A 15,630-nucleotide genomic window follows, 5' to 3' on the forward strand; every position below is an offset into this window, starting at 1 on the left:
AGAAATGACAAAACCGACACTTACACCGGAGGAAAAGGCCGCCAAAGCTGCCGAGAAAGCAGCCAAAGCCGCCGAGAAAGAAGCGGCGGATAAGGCCGCAGCCGAGAAGGTTGCCCGCGAGGCTGCCGAGAAGGCAGCAGCCGAACAAGCAGCCCGTGAAGCCGCGGAGAAAGCCGCGGCCGAACAGGCGGCCTGCAAAGCCGCGGAAACTGTGGAGAAAACTCCGCCGTCGCCCGCAACATCATACGCCGCCAGCCCGGCAGAGCTGGCCGCCCGCGAGACCACCGAAAAGGCTGCGGCAGAGGAGGCAGCCCGCAAGGCCGCCGAACCGAAGGCCGGGGGCAAGACCCGGCTGGAGAAAGAAGGCGAGCGGATTCTTGCAGAATATCCGGACGCGTCGGAAGTGTTTATGACCGCAAACGGATTCGGGTTCTTCAGGGAGGCTGATGCTCGCAACCACGCGGCGACGCTTCGGGACAAAACAATCACAAACGTAAAACGGAAATAGCAATGCTACCACGAGTAAAAATCATCTTCGCCAACGGCGCACTCGGCCAGGTCGAGGCTATGGCCGACGGCTGCCTGGGCTTCCTGGCGCTGGGCGCAAAGGAGGTCGAGGGAGACGCCAGCTTTAAGCTCGGCAAGGCGTACACGGTCAAGAAGCTGGCCGGGCTGGAGGCATTGGGCGTGACTGCGGAGAACAACCCGAACCTGTACCGGAACGTCAAAGACTTCTACGCCGAAACGGGAGACGGGGCAGAACTGTGGATTATGGGCTTCGCCGAGGCGTCGACCTTCGCGTCCGTCCTGGACAAAGACACGGCCGCCGGGGCCAAGGCCCTGATCCGGGCGGCAAACGGTAAACTTCGCGGGCTTATCGCTTTCAAGACCCCGGCCGAGGGCTATGCACTGACCGTGAAGAACGGACTCGACGAGGATGTGACGGCGGCAATGGTGAAGGCGCAGGGCTTGGGCGAGTGGGCCACCGACGATCTTCGCGCTCCGATCTTCACCCTTATCGAGGGCTACGGGTTTACGGGTGATGCTTCCGAGCTGCAGGCGCTTACCACAATGGAGTACAACCGCGTCGGAATTGTCATCGGCGACACCATGCCGAACAGTAAAAACGCCTGCATGGGCGTGGTGGCCGGGCGTATTGCCGTGTCGCCTGTTCAGCGCAAGATCAGCCGCGTCAAGGATGGGGCACTTAAGCCGCTGGCAATCTACATCGGCGACCAGCTGGTCGAACTGGCCGACGTGGAGACGATCCACGAAAAGGGATATATCACCTTCACGACCTTTGCCGGCCGCACGGGCTACTATATTGCCGATGACAACCTGGCGACCAAAGTCGCGGATGATTACCGAGGCCTTTCGAATCGTCGAGTAATCGACAAGGCGTATCGTATCGCCTACAACACGACGCTCGACACGCTGAACGACGAGGTCCCCATTGCCAGCGACGGCAACCTGTCGCCCGCCTGGTGCGCGGCCCTCAAGAGCGACGTTGAGCAGGCCATCATTTCGAACATGACGGCCAACGGCAACCTGGGCAACGACCCCGGCGACCCGAACGATACGGGTGTCGAATGTATCATCGACTACAAACAGAAGGTTCTTTCGACCTCGCAGATGGCGGTGAAACTTCGCGTGAAACCGAACGGATACGCCAAATACATCGATGTAGAACTCGGCCTTAAGGCCGCCTAAACCAGACAGCAAATGTTTGACAGCAGACAGTACGAATTTGCGGACACTACTCTTTTCCTGGGTAACCGTGACGTGACGGGCCTCCGCGCGATCAACTACACCGAAAAGCAGGAGAAGGAGGCGCTTTATGGAAAAGGGAATAAGCCCCTATCCATTCAGAAAGGCAACAAGAGCTACGAAGGTTCCATCGGGATACTCCAGTCGGAGTTGGAAGCCTTGGAAGTCGCTGGAGGAGGTTCAATCCTCGACTTGGAGTTGACCGCCGTGGTCAACTACGGTAATCCATCAAAAGGCGACGTGATAAAGACCGACGAGCTTATCGGCGTGCAGTTCACGGAAGCCCCCAGGGGGATGAAGCAGGGGGATAAATTCATGGAGATCGAACTCCCCATCGTGTTCCTGGACAGGAAACCTATTTTGTAATCAGCCGGACACACCCGGCACAACATCAATTAGAATATGTCGAAAACAGAAATTATCGGACAGGCCACCCCGGAGCAAATCCAGGAGTGGAAAGGCAAAAACGGTGGGGTCATCTTCAAGATCACCGTAACGGACAAGGAGGAGAAGAAACATGTGTGCTATCTCCGCAAGCCCAGGCGGAAGGATATTTCGGCCGCATCGGTTGCTGCACGGGTCGACCAACTCAAGTTCAACGAAACCCTGATGCGCCAATGCTGGCTCGGTGGCGACCCGGAAATCCGCACGGACGATGATCTGTTCCTGGCCGCATCGGGACAGGTGGCAGACATTGTAGAGGTAGCGGAGGCCGAACTGGAAAAGCTCTAAAGGCTACCGAGGTCGAGTCGGGAGAGTGGGTCCGGCAGCTGGATGCACAACTCCGCTACTATATGCACATCGACCCCGATAGCCTTACCGATGAAGAGTGGGCTATGCGTGTAAATGAGTTAATGTGGATTCGGGAAAAGGAGGCGGAGGCTTACAAATGACCGTCGACAATAACGATCAGCGCGATCAACACGTATAAGATTCCACCCATCCAATATATGGCTTTCGCCTGAATGGGGTGTTCCTCCCTATTGCGATAGGCTACTACAAAAGGCATCGCAGGCAGGCATACAACGAAAACAACCGCCGCGGGCAACTTCAATGCAAGTCGCAACAGTACCACGCAGAGGTAGTAGCATCCCATCAGGGCGAGCCATATTGTTATCATTGTTCCTATCATACGCTTCAAATATACGAATTTTTTTGTAAATGTCAAATATTCTCGAATATACGCTATCACTCAAAGACCGAGTTTCCGGGACGCTGACGAAAATTGGCATCGCCAACAACAAGCAGCTGGAGACCTGGGCCAAGGTGCAGCAGCGGGTTGCAGCTTCGGACGCCACGATGAAAAAGTGCGGCGTGTCCCTGGGCAGCCTTCGGGAACGTGTGGCAGCACTTCGGGCGGAGAAGGAATGGATACCAGCCAACAACATCAATGCCATCCGGCGGTCGAATATCGAAGTCAAGTCCTTGGAGGGACAAATCCGGCGGCTGGAATCGGTTAACGGTGGTCGGCTCAAGGCGTGGTTCGGCAACCTCAAGTCGGCGGTTCCGATGGCCGGAATGCTCACCAACCCCCTGCTTTGGTTGGGTGCTGCCATTTACAAGGTCGGCAACTACATCAAGGGATCGCAGGAGGCGTGGAATATTCAGATGCAGGGCGAGGTCAAACTTGCAACCGTCCTGCGCCAGCGCGTCAAGGCGACGGACGCCGAGATCGACAGCATCAAACGCCTGGCATCGGCCCAGCAGGCCATCGGCATTATCGGCGACGAAGTGCAGCTGGCGGGTGCGCAACAACTGGCGACGTTCATATCCCGGAAGGACAGTCTCGACAAACTGATCCCGTCGATGAACAACCTGTTGGCCCAGCAAAAAGGGCTCAATGCTACCGACCAGGATGCGGTGAATATCGGCAACCTGATGGGTAAAGTAATGCAGGGCCAAACCTCGGCACTTACCCGTGTCGGGATCACCTTCACGGCGGCCGAGGAGAAGCTGCTCAAATACGGAAACGAACAACAGCGTGCGGCTACTCTCGCCCAGGTCATCAACAACAACGTCGGGCGGATGAACGAGGCACTGGCGAACACGCCGGAGGGCAGGCTCAAGCAACACACCAACACGATGGGCGACCTGCAGGAGCGTGTCGGCCGTGTGTATTCGGTCGTAAAGGCTTCGCTGCTCCCGCTGTTTGATGCAATCGGCAACTCGCTGGAAGGCGTAATATCATGGTTCGAGCGCAACCAGGATACGGTTCTTACGGTAGTGAATACAGTCGCACGAGGTTTTCAATGGGCTTTTTCCGTAATTGGTAGTGTAATCGGTGGGGCAATCGGGTTCTTCGGAGGTTGGATCAATAAATTGCGGGAAGGCAGCGTGCCTGTAACAATAATTACCTATCTGTTGGGATCGCTTGCCACGGCAATGGCCTTGTTTACCCTCAAGGCGCAGGTCATGGCCGTATGGGCGGGGGCCGTGACAACGGCGAAATGGTTGTGGGCAGGGGCACAGAACGCGCTCAACCTCTCGCTACTGGCGTGCCCGGTAACCTGGATCGTCGCGGGCGTTGTCGCCCTTATCGGGGTGATAGCCTACCTCTGCTACAAGATCGAGAGCTGGGGATCGCTATGGAAAGGCGTGGTCGGGTTTATGAAATACACGTTCATGGGCTTTGCCGACTACGTCAAACTGTACTTCACCACGCTGATCAACGGCATTATGCTGGGCCTCGATATGATTAAACTCGGCTGGTACAAGTTTAAGGTGGCCTGCGGCATCGGCAACAAGGCTGAGAACCAGGCGGCCATCGCGCAGATCAACGCCGACGTGGCGGCCCGGCAGCAGGCCATCATCGATGGGGCCAAGAAGGTCGCAGAGGATGCCCGCAAGGCCAAGGAGTCGCTCGCTGGGATCAATATGTCCTGGAACTCCGACAAATCGATGTCCGATGTGGTCGGCGGTCTGAAGAAGAAACTCGGCATTGAAGTCCCCAGAGTTCCCGGTATAGCTGGTGGCAACGGCAACGGAGTGGCCCGCGGTGCAGGCGACGAGAGCGGGAATGGTTCCGGAACCGCATCGGCCATCGCCACCGGAGGCAGTAAGAATACGTCCATCACAATTAACCTCAAATCGCTGGTCGAGAATATCGTGTTCGAGGGCGGTTATGAGGGCAGCCGGGATGTGATGCAGCGGGATTTGGAAAGCGCCCTTATCCGGGTGTTGGAAATGGCAAATACAGCGCGGTAATGGGAAAGGTTGAATACGAATTGAGCCGTCTGGCTCCGAAGGTCGAAGCCGGATATAGCGGGAATCCGCTCGACCCGGCGAAGGTCTCCATTAACAAGGCTCTCGGTCGCTACGGGGCTTTCCCTCCGTTCTTCATTCCCGACAAAAAGGATATTATCACGCGGGTATATGATGCCAACGAAATCCTGGAGGACTACGCGGCCGTCGGGGTGATCCACTCGCAGATGCCGATGACAGTATCTTGGAAGGATGGGCGCGAAAAGTTCCTGCTGCCGTTCGAACCGCTGGTGTCGATTAGTGGTAAGAATGTGATCGCCCGCCGGAAGGTCGCCAAAGCGGACGGGAAGGGTACGGTAAAGGAACGTTGGAGCCGCGACGATTACGAAGTTACGATCCAAGGCGTGATGACCTCGGCGGATCAGTCGAAATATCCGGGCGATTATATGAAGCGGTTGGTTGCCCTGTTTAACGAGCGGCGGTCCATTGAGGTCGACCAGGGAGTGCTGGAGGTGTTCGGCATCCGCTACCTTGCTATTGAGAGCGTGAGCTTTCCGCATACCAAGGGGCTGAACAATCAGAACTACGAAATAAAGGCGTATAGCGACAACCCCGTCGACCTGCTGATTCCGCTTTAAAACGCTGTTCGAATGTATGCGATGAACTTTGACATAACGCTGGGCAAGTATCGGCTCACCACCTTGGAGAAGGTTTCCGTAAAACTCAGCGTCGAGAACTTGGCGGACACCGCTGTAATCGTCTTGCCCGGCTCAGAGAACAACAAGACGCTGGAGGTCGAAAACAAGCTTGCCGAGGGTGACCCGGTAGTCGTAAAATTCGGCTATGACGCGGACCTGCAGGACCTTCCCGTCGAGTTCGAAGGGTATATCGAAAGTATCGCCACCGACGACGGCTCGATCCGGATCAACTGCGAGGACGAGATATACCGCTTCCGAAAGGACCTGAAGGATACGGTGCTGTCGAACGTAACGGTGAAGGCGTTGCTTGAGCATGTTATCAAGGAGTTGGGCGGGTTCTTCCTTTCCTGCGACTACGACTTCAAGTACGATAAATTCACCATCTACCAGGCGACGGGTTACGACGTGCTGAAGAAGGTACAGGAGGACACGCGGGCGAATATCTACCTGAAGGGGAAAACGCTGCACGTACACCCTCAATATGCCGAGATCGGCAAAAAGGTGTTTTACGACTTCGCCGTGAACATCGAGAAGTCGGCCCTCAAGTACAAGGACGCCAAAAAGCGGAAGTTCCTGGTAACCGTCGAGGGCACGGACGCCGCGGGCAAAACGGTAAAAGTCACCAAGGGAACGCCGGGCGGAGATAAGTTCACGATCAAAATCCCCGGCGTGTCGGACAGGGCGACGCTGGAGAAACGAGCCGATGAAGAGTTGAAGATACGAGCCTATACAGGTTATGAGGGAAACTTCACCGGGTGGCTGATCCCCCGAACCGAACCGACGGACATCGTGGTACTGCGGGATGCCGACTATGAATACAAAACGGGAAACTACTATACGATTGCCGTTGAAACGACTTTTGAAGAGGGCGGCGGCAGCCGAAAAGTTACCATAGGGAAAAAGCTGGAATAATGGACACAACGACGAAAATACGCAACCTGCTGCGCTCGATTACCGGAACAGATCGGCCGACATTCGACTTCCGGCTGATGGAGGTGGTTTCCGTCGATGGGGACCTTTGCCGGGCCAAGATCGGAGACTTCGAAATCCCCGACATACGGCTTTCGTCGGTCGGAGGTGGTTCTGAGAACGGGCTGCTGGTCACCCCGGCCGTGGGCAGCGTGATATTGGTCGCCGATATATCCTGCGGCACGCTGCGGGAGCTGAACGCAATCGGCTACTCCGAAATCGACTCGATCCGGTTTCATCAGGGCAAAACCACCGTCGAGGCTACCGCCGAGAAAGTAACTACCACCGTCGGCGGCAGCACGGTCCACATTGAGGACGGGAAGGTCCGGCTCGACGGTGAGGACAACGGCGGTCTGGTGAAGGTCGAAGAGGTCCGGCGGACATTCCGGAGTTTCCAAACCTACTGCGAAACGATGAAGGCGGCCATCGCCCAGGGCATCGCCGCAGTCGGAGCCGGAGAGGCCGCCAATGGGGCCACCGGAGCTGCAGCATTCGAAGGGGCGATGGCCTCGGCGGAGATCACGATTGAGAACATGGAAAACGAGAAGGTTACACATTAATGCCAAAGGCCCTCGATATACTGATAGACCCGAACACGGGCGATCTGCAAGTGGATACCGAGCGCGACGCGCTCGGATTGATCGCCCAGGGGTTGGAGGTTGGAGATACGACCTATCAGAACCAGGCAATCATTCTGCAGTCCGTCAAGGGCGAGTTCAAGGAGTACCCGACTCTTGGCGTGGGAATTTCAGACATGGTGAACGACCACGAAACGACAGGCTGGACGCGGGAGATCTCCCTGCAGCTGGAGTCCGATGGTATGACCGTCAAAGAGGTAGATATTGATATAACAAGCGGTAAACTGACAATCGATGCGGAGTACAATTCATAGCAGGCAGTCGCTCCTGGACATCGCCATCCAGGAGTGCGGATCGTTCGAAGCTGCTTACGAACTTGCCGAGCGTAACGACCTGGCGGTAACGGACGACATGGAGGCGGGGGCCGAGCTGGAGTATATCCCGGAGGATGTTACGAAGAAACAGGTCGTCGCTCACCTCGCGGCGCGGCGGATCAAGCCTGCGACAGCCGTATCGGAACAGGACGTGTCGCTCGCTCCCTGTGGTGGCATCGGGTATATGGGAATTGAAATTGATTTTATAGTGAAATGAGAACGGTAGACGAAATAAAGCAGGACATTACCTCGGACTTCATGCGTAACGAGTCTGTTGCTGCCCTGTTCGGGTTCAAGGTCGGCGACAGCTTTACGGCACATTTCAGCAAGGTGTCCGTTGTCAGCGTGCTGTTCTACATTTTCGCTTGCGCAGCATTCGTGCTGGAGAGGCTATTCGACAGTTATCGGCAGGAAGTGGATGACCGTATCGAGGCGATCATCCCGCACCGCCCGAAATGGTACAGAGACCGGGTGCTGGCTTTTATGAAGGACCGGACGCTGATCCCCGACACGGACGAGTACGACACGGCGGACATGACCGACGAGGAGAGCACGGCCGCGCGGGTCGTCAAGCATGCCGTCGCCGACGAGAGCGACGACGCCTCGCTGCTGACGATCAAGGTTGCGGGGGAACAGGGCGGCCGCCGTTGTCCGCTCGACGCGCAGACCGAAAGCCAGCTCAAAGCCTACATCGCCGAGATCAAGGACGCCGGGGTGCGGACGTCGCTGGTGAACATCGCGCCCGACCGCTTCAACTGCGAACTGGACATCTATTTCGACCCGATGCTGCTTGCCTCGGCGGTCGAGAGTACCTGCCGCGAGGCGATACAGAATTACATCGAGAACCTGCCCTTCAACGGCGAATATACCAACATGGCACTCGTGGATCAGTTGCAGAAGATCGACGGCGTGAGGATACCCGAACTCCGGAGCGCAACCACCGTCGCCGCAGGGGAAAGCGTGGTTACTGCGATTGACGCCCGGTGTGTTCCGGCGGCGGGATATTTCGAGATGGGCGATGTCAAACTAAACATGAAGGTCTACAATGGGTAAGTACGACATCAACGTGAAACGGCTGGCCCTGCTCCTGCTGCCGACCTTTTGGCGCAGGCCGCTGCTGTCCGCGCTGACTTTCGCCGCCGTATCACCGTTACATATGCTTCATTCGCAGTTCATGCAATGGAAGTATGACACCGATTATCGGCTTCGGTATAACGGCCAGGTGTGTCACCTGCGGGCCGTGCTGAACGATATGTTCGACCCCATCGACCGACGCATTACGATCACGGATAATGCCGAGAACGTCGGATATATCATCCTGCACCACCGGGACACCGACCAAAGCGTTCGGTTCCCGGCCCGCGGTTCCGGCCGGGCCGTGATACTGAACCGCCGAGGTTATGGCGGCGTGAACGGCTACGATTTCTGGGTGAACCTGCCCGTCGCGTTGTACGGCAAGGTAGACCTCGCCCAAGTGACGGGTGTTGTGAACACCTATAAGCTGGCATCAAAACGATTTTCGATAAACTTCATTTGAAATGAAACAGATACACGGAAGATACCTCTTGCAGCCGAACAAGGACTTTCCCGCCGACTGCGAAATGCTCGACTACCTCCAAACCAACGCGCACGTCGTGTCGATCATCGGCAACTTGGCGGGCGACAAGGCCGTGCTGCTCGGATGCGACCCGATGGATAACGGTGCCCGCCGGGCCGAAGGTTACGTATTCCTGCACACGCGGGAGCACCCCGAAGGGGAGGTGCTGTATTGGGAAGGCGGCGCAATCGGCAGCGGCATGTACCTCAAGCAGGAGGTGATCTCCGTGCAGGCGCAGGGCTACGACTATCCGCAGGCATACGTGAGGCGGTCGCTCGCGCCCGGCGTCGGCGAGGAAAATTACCGCTGGGAAGATTTCCGCGAGGCCCAATCGCTGCCCGCCCTCGACGCGGAACTGGCCGCCCTGCGCAAGACGCTCGCCGACATGAAGCCGTCGCCGCTGGGCATGGTCGAAACGTGGGCCGGGCGCGGGGTTCCCGACGGGTATCTGCTCTGCGAGGGGCAGCAGCTCCGGCAGACGGAGTACCCGGAACTGTTCGCCGCCATCGGTGCGGCCTTCAACAACGGCTACGACTGCAACGGCCGCCAGCTCACGACCTCGGCGGGCTTCTTCCGTCTGCCGGACCTGCGCGGCCGATTCGTGGTCGGCTACTACGGCAGCGACGAGGACTACAAGACCCTCGGTGCGGTCGGCGGCAAGAAAACCCACCAGCTCACCGTGGAGGAACTCCCCGCACACGATCACGGGCTGTTCCTGCAACACGCGGGAAAACGCTTCACGGGCGGCGGCTCGGCGAATGCGCTCAACGAGGGCGACGGCCGCACCTATTCGACGGGCGAGAACAAGCCCCACGAGAACCGCCCGCCGTATTATGCGCTGGCTTACATCATGCGAACGAAATAACACGAGGACGCAATGGCAATTATCACACGGGCACAACTCCGCAAATGGTTCGGAAAAGGGAAATATCCCACGGCTGCACAGTTCTCGGACGCTTGGGATAGCTTTTGGCACAAGGACGAGGACAAGATCGACATCAGCGGCGTCGATGGTCTTGCGGAGCAGCTCAACAGCAAATTATCCGCGGCTGATGGGCAGAAACTCAAAGAAACCGTCGAGCAGACCGCGGGCGACCTCGCGCAACACAAAAAGGAGTCGGACGAGGCCATCGATCAACTCCGCGAACAACTGGATAACCTGCGGTCGGTCGTTGAGAACGACTGCGTGCAGCGAACTACCCGCGTAACCCTTCAAGGAGGGTCCCCGGCAGATTTGATAGGCAACAAATAAACACAAAATACAATGGAAGACAATCAAGCATTGGCGGCGTTGGAGCAAGTTTTGCTGGCGGCTCGCATCGCACACACAACCGGAACCGAGGCCGAATGGACCACGGCGAACCCCGTTCTTCTCAAAGGTGAAGTCGGATTTGTGGAGGGCACGTCCCCCGTGAAATTCAAGGTCGGCGACGGCACGAAAACTTGGTCAGCGCTCGGCTGGGGACAGCCGACCACGCTTGCGCAGCTCGCGGCCGACGCCACGCATCGGCTCGTGACAGACGCGGAAAAGTCGGCATGGAATGCGAAGGCCGATAAAACTTATACGGACAATGCCATCGCGGACGAAGCGACCAAACGCACGCAGGGCGATGCCGCAGCCCTCCAATCGGCCAAGAGTTACACGGACACTTCGCTGACCGAGGAGCGTGTCGTGCGCGAAAGCGGCGACCGTACAACATTGGAGTCGGCCAAGAGCTACGCGGATAAAAAGATTGCAGATGTAGTTAATGGCTCCCCCGAAGCGCTCGACACACTCAAGGAACTTTCGGACGCCCTCGGCGGTGATGCCAACTTTTCCGCTACGGTAGCGGGACAGATCGGAAAGAAAGTCGATAAGGTCACGGGTAAAGGGCTATCGACCGAAGATTACACAACGGAGGAAAAAGCCAAGTTGGCGGGTATTACCGCCGGAGCGAACAATTACACCCACCCAAGTACTCACCCCGCATCGATGATTACGCCGGATGCCACGCACCGCTTTGTAACGGACGCTGAGAAAAGCACATGGAGCGGCAAAGCCGAAAAGACCGTGGCCACCGCGTCCGCTGCCGGCCTGATGTCCGCGGCCGATAAACAAAAACTCGATGATCTGACAGGTGGTTCTCTCATCATCAAATGTTCGATTCCCGGAATGTCCTAACCGTAAACAACCACGATGAAAGGAAGATTGCAACTCCCGATGTACACCGCGGCGGCGTTGGCCGCCGCAAATCCTCTCCTGCTCAAAGGTGAGGTCGTGTACGAGTCCGACACCCGGAAGAAGAAGATCGGCGACGGCGTGACGGCATGGAACGAATTGCCGTATCAGGTCGGTGATCTGCCGGAGATGGTCCCCGCAGCCGGAGCTGATTCCGTGGCGAATTTCTTAGGGACGAGTGCCCCGATTACCGATGTGCTTCAAAAGGTCATTGCGGCAACGGCTATCGGCAAGGTCCGCATGGTCCGCTTCGGAGGACTGCAATGTATGGTGTGGTACATAGAGGGCACCACGACCGTTGGGGTTTTCGGGTTTGTAGCAGAAAATAATGCCATCGCTTTCGGCTCGGTGGATGATTCGGAGTTTCCGGCCGGAATATTCGAAAGCACAGATGAGGAGATTGCCGCGGTTGTTTCATACGCCTGCAGCTTTATAAGTTTAACGGCGATTCCGGCTTCGTATATTTCCACCAATACGTTATATCAGTTTGCGTCAGCAACCGAAAAATCGACGTGGAATAACAAGGCCGCCAAGGACCTGTCGAACGTATCGCTGACAAAGTTATTTTCGGAAAACGGATATTACAAAGCTCCGGACGGGTTGATGTTCCAATGGGGAGTCTTTAACGGCGTTGCTAATTCGACTGGCGCAACGGTTTATTTTCCGACCGCATTTGCATATACTCCATATTCATGTATCATAACACCCAAGAATGGAGCCGATAAAACCGTTGTTATGGGACGTGTGTATACGATGACCACATCTTATTTTAAAGCCACTACCGTTTGGTCCACCTCCAGCTCCAATTGGGGCGCCGAAGTATATTATTGGCTTGCAATAGGCCGCTGGAAATAGAAACACGAAAGATTATGAAATACTGGAAGCAAGGATTTTATGACGCCCCCATCGACGGGGCCGTGGAGATCACCGAGGAACGGTGGCATGAACTGCTCGACGGGCAGGCCGCGGGCATGATGATTACCGAGAATGAGCAGGGCCACCCGATTCTGACGGAGTGCGTCGATGCTACTCCGACACCGACTTACGAACAGAAGGTGCAATCGCTGATCTGGGAGCGGTACTCAATCGCCGACGAGCTGGCGATACTTCGCCAGCGGGACACGAAGCCGGACGAGTTCGCAGCATATTTTGAATACGCCGAGCAATGCAAATTGCAGGCAAAAACACAGATAGGATAATGAAAGGACGTATACAACACCCGATGTACACGGCAGCCGCGCTGGCCGCGGCGAATCCCGTACTATTCGCCGGAGAAATCGTCTACGAGTCCGATACAAGCCGTCATAAGATCGGGGACGGCGTGAAGGCATGGAATGCCCTCCCGTATGCCGGGGGGGGGATTTTGAGGGCAATATCCCCGCCGAACGAGTAGAGCAGGATGGCAGACACCTTTTTGTGTCTGACACGGAAAAATCGGCGTGGAATAACAAGGCTGCGAAGGACTTGTCGAACGTAACGCTTACAAAACTGTTATCGGATAACGGATATTACAAAGCCCCGGACGGACTGATGTTTCAATGGGGTACACGAGCGGGAAATTCAAACGGTACGCATACGGTATATTTTCCAATGACTTTTTACGCTACTCCTCCAATAGTACTTGCAGTCCCCACGGCCACAGATACAGCATACAGCGGTAGCATTTCCTGTTACATAACAGCCAAAACAACGTCTTATTTTTCGGCTATTCTCAACTGGAAGGAAGGCAGTTCACAGGGACGTTCCGGATGGCCTTTTTACTGGTTGGCAATAGGACGATGGAAATAGATGGAAACAAACACTTTCAATCATGGCAGATAATATCAATGGCCGGATACAGCATCCGGCATACAATGCGGCGACTCTCGCCACAAAGAACCCTGTACTGCTCAAAGGCGAAGTGGTCTACGAAGCAGACACGGGCAAGCATAAGCTCGGAGATGGTGCGACCCCGTGGAATGCCCTCCCGTATGCCGGGGGGGGGATTTTGAGGGCAATATCCCCGCCGAGCGAGTAGAGCAGGATGGCAGACACCTTTTTGTGTCTGACTCGGAAAAATCGACGTGGAATAACAAGGCAGCGAAGGACCTTGCGAACGTTTCGCTGGAAAAGCTGTTTTCAACCAATGGTTATTACAAAGCACCCGACGGGATACTGCTACAATGGGGGTATAACACCGGAGGCGACTCAACGGGGACCATAACCGTTTATTTCCCGATAACCTTTTACGCAGTGCCTTATTGTGTAATCACGACGGTGGCTTTCGGTGCTAAAACGGGCGTTGCATCCGCTTCCGTAAACAGCAAAACCGCATCATATTTCATAGCCCGAAAAAGTTATGCCGAGAGCGCAGGAGCACATCCGGCAGGAGAACCCATATACTGGTTCGCAATAGGCCGATGGAAATAGAAACATGAAAAATAGGGGCATGAAAAAAGCCCCCGGTCTGTTGTAGTATCTCACCACGTACAGCAGAACGAATGCGCCGTAACACATCCACCGAGGGCTAAAGCCTTCGGATGTGCTACGGCGTTTTTAGTACGTGGTGAGGTTGCAAATATACTCTTTTTTATTTGATTGAATGAAGAAACACCTTTACAATTCAGCCCCGTTGCCGTTCATGGGGCAGAAGCGCCGCTTCGTCGGCGAATTTAGAAAGGCACTCGGACATTTTCCGGGGGCTACAGTATTCGTCGATCTGTTCGGCGGCAGCGGTCTGCTGTCGCATGTGGCAAAGCAGGAGCGGCCCGATGTGCAGGTCGTGTATAACGACTTTGATGACTTCCACCTGCGCCTGCAGAACATACCTCGAACCAACGCTCTGCTGGCCGACATCCGGAATTTTGTGGGGGGGGGAATTTCCAGGAACCAACGACTGTCGGAGGCACTGCAAAAGCAAATCCTCGACCGCGTGGCCGAGGAAGAAAAAACCGGGCTTGTCGATTATATTACCCTTTCGGGATCGTTGCTGTTCTCCGGGAAATATGTGACCTCGTTCGACGAGTTGGCGAAAGATGGGTTTTACAATACAGTTCGGCAGACTGACTTTTCGGCAGAAGGCTATTTGGATGGGGTCGAGATCGTGAAGCAGGACTACCGCGAACTGTTCGAGCAATACAAGGACGTACCCGGTGCGGTATTCCTCGTCGATCCGCCGTATCTCTCGACCGAAGTAGGCCCGTATAAGTGCTATTGGCGATTGGCCGATTACCTCGATGTACTCAAGGTACTGCAGGGGAAATCATACGTGTATTTCACTTCCACTAAATCGCAAATCGTTGAGCTCATTGATTGGTTCACGCGCACGCAGTTCGACAGCAATCCATTCGAAGGGGCCGAGCGCCGGGAGTTCAACGTGACGATAAACCATAATTCCAAATATACCGATATTATGCTATATAGGCGGATATGACGAAAACAATAATAGTTAATAATTTAATGAATAAGTATTACGCGATTTTAGATAAAATACTTGCATTTGGCAGGGTTCAGAGTAACAAGAAAGGAAATATTAAATATCTCCTGAACGAGCAGCTATCCCTTACTCCGGGCGATCTGCTCGAAATCTTCGAGGGACATAATATCGCCCGCAAGAAACTCAAAAGCGAGTTGCATCTGTTCATGCAGGGAGAGCGTTGTGTGGAGAAATACCGCGCCGCCGGAATAAATTGGTGGGATTATTGCGGAGCCATTCTCGTGAACAGCTACCCGACTTATTTCGAAAAACTTCCGCCGCTTATTGCAAAAATCAACAAAGAGAAGCGGAACAGCAAAAACTACGTACTATTTCTGGGAGCAACCGACGCAGAAAGCAACCAAGCTCCGTGTTTGAGCCTGGTGCAGTTCCAAATTGACGAGGGGGAATTGGTATTGTCTGCATACCAGCGCAGCTCCGATGCAAATCTCGGCCTGCCTGCCGATATTTACCACTTATACCTAATGACAAGGCAAATTGACCTGCCTTTGAGATCAATTACGTTGAACCTTGGAAACGTACATATATACGAAAATAATATCGGGAAAACCCATGAATTGATCGAAGGTGAGGAGAATGTAAAGTTCGAACTGAACGTCTAAATAGAACGGCATTAGAAAGTAATTCTAACGCCGTTCTATTACAGTATGAAATGTCTTTAATGTGTACGTTTCGATTTTGGAAAATCATCGATTCGTTCTATTTTTGCCGATCATTTCGTTTTGCGGATTATACCTTCGCGTTATGTTTGAC

22 protein-coding genes are annotated in these 15,630 nt (G+C 55.1%); all 22 read left to right on the forward strand.

The features are described from left to right. The first annotated feature begins 4 nt into the window (after positions 1-4). The 22 genes from BLU78_RS08835 to BLU78_RS08940 all read left to right on the forward strand — a co-directional run bounded on the left by BLU78_RS08835 (position 5) and on the right by BLU78_RS08940 (position 15,479). The gene (locus BLU78_RS08835; RefSeq protein ID WP_010260765.1) at positions 5-508 is read left to right on the forward strand and encodes a hypothetical protein; all 504 of its coding nucleotides are present in this window, start codon (positions 5-7) and stop codon (positions 506-508) included. A gap of 2 nt (positions 509-510) precedes the next feature. Further along, on the forward strand, positions 511-1,710 hold the full coding sequence (locus BLU78_RS08840) for a DUF2586 family protein (protein ID WP_010260766.1): 1,200 nt from the start codon (positions 511-513) through the stop codon (positions 1,708-1,710). 12 nt (positions 1,711-1,722) lie between these two features. Beyond that, complete coding sequence (locus tag BLU78_RS08845; protein ID WP_010260768.1) at positions 1,723-2,133, forward strand: hypothetical protein; 411 nt, start codon at positions 1,723-1,725, stop codon at positions 2,131-2,133. Between the two features lie 36 nt (positions 2,134-2,169). Beyond that, positions 2,170-2,499, forward strand: a complete 330-nt coding sequence (locus tag BLU78_RS08850; protein WP_010260770.1) for a hypothetical protein — start codon at positions 2,170-2,172, stop codon at positions 2,497-2,499. 429 nt (positions 2,500-2,928) lie between these two features. Beyond that, entirely contained in the window at positions 2,929-4,971 is a 2,043-nt protein-coding gene (locus BLU78_RS08860) for a phage tail tape measure protein (RefSeq protein ID WP_010260774.1), read from the forward strand. Then, positions 4,971-5,606: a DUF6046 domain-containing protein gene (locus tag BLU78_RS08865; protein ID WP_010260775.1), complete on the forward strand. Its 636-nt coding sequence runs from the start codon at positions 4,971-4,973 to the stop codon at positions 5,604-5,606. Before BLU78_RS08860 ends, BLU78_RS08865 begins: the two co-directional genes overlap by 1 nt. A gap of 12 nt (positions 5,607-5,618) precedes the next feature. Then, positions 5,619-6,578: a hypothetical protein gene (locus tag BLU78_RS08870; protein WP_010260776.1), complete on the forward strand. Its 960-nt coding sequence runs from the start codon at positions 5,619-5,621 to the stop codon at positions 6,576-6,578. Then, entirely contained in the window at positions 6,578-7,195 is a 618-nt protein-coding gene (locus BLU78_RS08875; protein ID WP_010260778.1) for a hypothetical protein, read from the forward strand. Before BLU78_RS08870 ends, BLU78_RS08875 begins: the two co-directional genes overlap by 1 nt. After that, complete coding sequence (locus BLU78_RS08880) at positions 7,195-7,527, forward strand: hypothetical protein (protein ID WP_010260779.1); 333 nt, start codon at positions 7,195-7,197, stop codon at positions 7,525-7,527. Before BLU78_RS08875 ends, BLU78_RS08880 begins: the two co-directional genes overlap by 1 nt. Beyond that, positions 7,508-7,804: a hypothetical protein gene (locus BLU78_RS08885; RefSeq protein WP_010260781.1), complete on the forward strand. Its 297-nt coding sequence runs from the start codon at positions 7,508-7,510 to the stop codon at positions 7,802-7,804. The genes BLU78_RS08880 and BLU78_RS08885 overlap by 20 nt, the downstream gene beginning before the upstream one ends. Further along, positions 7,801-8,640 carry a hypothetical protein gene (locus tag BLU78_RS08890; RefSeq protein WP_010260783.1) on the forward strand — a complete coding sequence of 280 codons (840 nt, stop codon included), beginning with the start codon at positions 7,801-7,803 and terminating at the stop codon, positions 8,638-8,640. The genes BLU78_RS08885 and BLU78_RS08890 overlap by 4 nt, the downstream gene beginning before the upstream one ends. Beyond that, entirely contained in the window at positions 8,633-9,124 is a 492-nt protein-coding gene (locus tag BLU78_RS08895) for a hypothetical protein (protein WP_010260784.1), read from the forward strand. The genes BLU78_RS08890 and BLU78_RS08895 overlap by 8 nt, the downstream gene beginning before the upstream one ends. Position 9,125: 1 nt before the next feature. Further along, entirely contained in the window at positions 9,126-10,049 is a 924-nt protein-coding gene (locus tag BLU78_RS08900; protein WP_026020648.1) for a tail fiber protein, read from the forward strand. 12 nt (positions 10,050-10,061) lie between these two features. Next, a complete protein-coding gene (locus BLU78_RS08905; protein WP_010260786.1) occupies positions 10,062-10,436 on the forward strand; it encodes a hypothetical protein in 375 nt (124 codons plus the stop codon). Between the two features lie 12 nt (positions 10,437-10,448). After that, complete coding sequence (locus BLU78_RS08910) at positions 10,449-11,345, forward strand: hypothetical protein (RefSeq protein WP_010260787.1); 897 nt, start codon at positions 10,449-10,451, stop codon at positions 11,343-11,345. Positions 11,346-11,360: 15 nt separating this feature from the next. Beyond that, positions 11,361-12,257: a gp53-like domain-containing protein gene (locus tag BLU78_RS08915; RefSeq protein ID WP_010260790.1), complete on the forward strand. Its 897-nt coding sequence runs from the start codon at positions 11,361-11,363 to the stop codon at positions 12,255-12,257. 14 nt (positions 12,258-12,271) lie between these two features. Further along, positions 12,272-12,601: a hypothetical protein gene (locus BLU78_RS08920; protein ID WP_010260792.1), complete on the forward strand. Its 330-nt coding sequence runs from the start codon at positions 12,272-12,274 to the stop codon at positions 12,599-12,601. After that, positions 12,601-12,795 (forward strand): hyaluronate lyase N-terminal domain-containing protein, encoded by a 195-nt coding sequence (locus tag BLU78_RS14125; RefSeq protein WP_010260795.1) that lies wholly within the window; start codon positions 12,601-12,603, stop codon positions 12,793-12,795. The genes BLU78_RS08920 and BLU78_RS14125 overlap by 1 nt, the downstream gene beginning before the upstream one ends. Positions 12,796-12,932: 137 nt before the next feature. After that, complete coding sequence (locus BLU78_RS14350) at positions 12,933-13,190, forward strand: gp53-like domain-containing protein (RefSeq protein WP_390620275.1); 258 nt, start codon at positions 12,933-12,935, stop codon at positions 13,188-13,190. A gap of 252 nt (positions 13,191-13,442) precedes the next feature. Continuing rightward, positions 13,443-13,811 (forward strand): gp53-like domain-containing protein, encoded by a 369-nt coding sequence (locus tag BLU78_RS14355; RefSeq protein WP_390620274.1) that lies wholly within the window; start codon positions 13,443-13,445, stop codon positions 13,809-13,811. Positions 13,812-13,983: 172 nt separating this feature from the next. Then, entirely contained in the window at positions 13,984-14,814 is an 831-nt protein-coding gene (locus BLU78_RS08935; protein WP_010260798.1) for a DNA adenine methylase, read from the forward strand. A 26-nt stretch (positions 14,815-14,840) separates the two neighbouring features. After that, positions 14,841-15,479 (forward strand): thymidylate synthase, encoded by a 639-nt coding sequence (locus BLU78_RS08940; protein WP_010260800.1) that lies wholly within the window; start codon positions 14,841-14,843, stop codon positions 15,477-15,479. Positions 15,480-15,630 lie beyond the last annotated feature (151 nt).

This window comes from Alistipes timonensis JC136, from assembly GCF_900107675.1.
Taxonomy (GTDB): domain Bacteria; phylum Bacteroidota; class Bacteroidia; order Bacteroidales; family Rikenellaceae; genus Alistipes; species Alistipes timonensis.